This is a genomic window from Salipiger sp. (assembly GCF_059781815.1).
Map to the genome: position 1 here is coordinate 1 of NZ_JBYNAH010000367.1, position 2739 is coordinate 2739.

The 2739-nt window shown below is 67.2% G+C and carries 3 protein-coding genes and 1 pseudogene; all 4 read right to left on the reverse strand.

Features of this window, described 5'->3' with window-relative positions:
- Positions 1 to 364 (reverse strand): annotated as a pseudogene (locus AC6RA4_RS24735) (PhoH family protein); the annotation flags it as partial.
- 160 nt (positions 365 to 524) lie between these two features.
- Complete coding sequence (locus tag AC6RA4_RS24740; protein WP_500164857.1) at positions 525 to 833, reverse strand: hypothetical protein; 309 nt, start codon at positions 831 to 833, stop codon at positions 525 to 527.
- Positions 834 to 843: 10 nt separating this feature from the next.
- Positions 844 to 1461 (reverse strand): OmpA family protein, encoded by a 618-nt coding sequence (locus AC6RA4_RS24745; protein ID WP_500164859.1) that lies wholly within the window; start codon positions 1459 to 1461, stop codon positions 844 to 846.
- A 228-nt stretch (positions 1462 to 1689) separates the two neighbouring features.
- Positions 1690 to 2739 (reverse strand): tRNA (N6-isopentenyl adenosine(37)-C2)-methylthiotransferase MiaB (miaB, locus tag AC6RA4_RS24750; RefSeq protein ID WP_500164861.1); only part of this gene is annotated, 1050 nt, incomplete at its 5' end.

Here is a 2739-nt window from a genome sequence, read left to right on the forward strand (position 1 = left end):
TGCGCGGCTCGATCAGCTTCTTGCGGGTCTTGATCTCGACCTTGCCGCCCTCGAACATCTCGAGCTGGCCGCCGGCCACCTCGATGTCTTCCTCGGGGGCGAGGCGGAACTCGCGGTCGATATCGGCCCGGCCCACGGAGCGGCCCTGCTCGAGCCGCTGGTAGAGCGCATTCAGCACCTCGCGGGCGGCGGCCTGCGCCTCCTCGGGGCCGTGAATGGCGAGTTGGTTGCCGCGGCGCAGGATCTGCACCCCGGTGCGCGTCTCGATGTCCGTGAGGTTGCGGTCGAATTCGCCGCAAAGATCGATCAGCAGCCGGTTGTCGGGGAATTCAAGGATGGCTTCTGTCAGAGTGCCTGTCGTCACGCATGTCTCCTGCGCCTAGAGTCGTTTCCATGGTGCCAAGCGGCCCCGCGACGGGCAAGCCCCGCGACGCCCCGAGGCGCAAGCGCGCGCCCCGCAAATGCAAAACGACCGCGCGATGGGCACCGCGCGGTCGTGACTGTCTGACAAGCTCTGCACCGGGTCAGATCGGATCGCCGATCACCGAGGTCGCGCCCTGCTTGAAGGCGCCGGTGGCGACGGTCGGCGGTGCCACGCCGGAGCAGATCGGCTTGCCGTAGCGGTCGTAGCGGCGGGCGAGATAGCCCTCGACGCCGTCATCGGCGATCCAGTTGTCGCAGCCGTCGGGATCGACCCAGACGCCCCACTTGAGCTGGGAGAGATCGTCGCGGTCGATGGTGTTGCGGTCCTGGCTCTTATCGGGGCCGGCGTCGGAACAGGCCGACAGCGCCACCGCGGTGCCGAGGGCGAGAACGAGTCGTGCAAGCTTCATGGTCGTCTCCTCAGCGCACACACAGGATTTCGACGCGGCGGTTCTTCGCCATGCCTTCGGCGGTGCGGTTGGTCGCCACCGGGTAGTCTTCGCCGTAGCCGCGCACGTCGATGATGCGGGCGCCGGTGCCACGCGCCACCGAGGCCACCGCGTTGGCGCGGTTGTAGCTCAGGCGCATGTTGTATTCTTGGCTCGCGCGGGCGTCGGTGTGGCCGGCGATGATGAAGCCGAAGGCGCTTGCGCTGTTGAAGAACTCTTCCAGACGCGCCTTGCCCTTGGGCGAGATGTAATACTTGTCGGTGGCGAAATACTGGTCGGTGTTCAGCGTGCCGCAGACGTTGATGTCGCGGCAGACCGGGCGGCCGTCCGGGGTCATGCGCGAGACCGCGTAGCCCTCGGCGCCGTCGTCCATCACCCAGATCTCGCAGCCGTCGGGCGACAGCGAGATGCCGGGCACGTAGCGCTCGCCGCGGATGGTGCGGGTGTTCTGGGTCGAAATCACCGGTGTGTTGAGAGCCTCGCCGTCGCTGCCGGCAGCCACCGGGCCGCTAACACCGGCTGCGGTGGCACAGGCCAGCGCCAGCGCGCCGACCGCCCCTCTGAAGGCCTTGGAAATGCGTTTTGCCACAGCCTCTGTCCCCTTATGCTTGATGTCCGCCGGCCCCGCCTGGACGGGCAGCGGGCAAACGCTGCAATATTTACTCTAAGGCAAGACAGTAGCAGACATTTCCGCCCTGTGAAGAAAAAACCACCATATATTGTGGTTAAGTAAGGGACAAACCACCGATGTTCCGAGCATTGTCCCGGAGCCTTGCCCAAATGTCGCCACAGTCTGCGGGGCGGGCGGAGACTCGCCTCAGGCGAGTACGCCCTTGAGCGAGTTCGGCCCGCTTTCGACGATGCGGACGCGGCGCAGATCGCCGGGCTGCAGCCCCTCGGCGGCGACGTGGACCGCGTGCAGGTAGTCGGACTTGCCGACCATCTGGCCCGGCAGGCGACCGGTCTTCTCGAACAGCACGCCGACCTCGCGGCCAACCATGCCGTCCTGCAGGGCGCGCTGCTGGCGGGTGAGCAGCGCCTGAAGCCGCTGCAGGCGGTCGTCCTTCTCGGCCTCGGGAACCTGCGGGCGCTCTGCCGCCGGGGTGCCCGGGCGCTCGGAGTACTTGAACGAGAAGGCGGAGCCGTATTGCACCGCCTCGATCAGCGCCATGGTGTCGCGGAAATCCTCTTCGGTCTCTTCCGGGAAGCCGACGATGAAATCGCCCGAAAGGTGCAGATCGGGGCGCGCCGCGCGCAGCCGCTCGATGAGCTTCAGGTACTGCTCGGCGGTGTGCTGGCGGTTCATGCGCTTGAGGATCCTGTCCGATCCCGCCTGCACCGGCAGGTGCAGGTAGGGCATGAGCTTGTCGCAATCGCCATGGGCGGCGATCAGCTCGTCATCCATGTCGTTGGGGTGCGAGGTGGTGAAGCGGATGCGCTCGAGTCCGTCGATCTTTGCCAGTTCGCGGATCAGCCCGGCGAGGCCGCGGTCGTGGCCGTGATAGGCGTTGACGTTCTGGCCCAGCAGGGTGAGCTCGCGCACGCCCCGCTCGACCAGGTCGCGGGCCTCGGTCAGGACGCGATCGGCCGGGCGCGAAACCTCGGCGCCGCGGGTATAGGGCACCACGCAGAAGGCGCAGAACTTGTCGCAGCCCTCCTGCACGGTGAGGAAGGCGGTCGGGCCGCGCTTTGCCTTGGGGCGGGATTTCAGCCGCTCGAACTTGTCTTCCTCGGGGAAGTCGGTGTCGAGCGCCTTCTCGCCGCCGCGCGCCTTGGCCTCGAGCTCGGGCAGGCGGTGATAGCTCTGCGGGCCGACCACCAGATCGACCATGGGCTGGCGCCGCATGATCTCTTCGCCCTCGGCCTG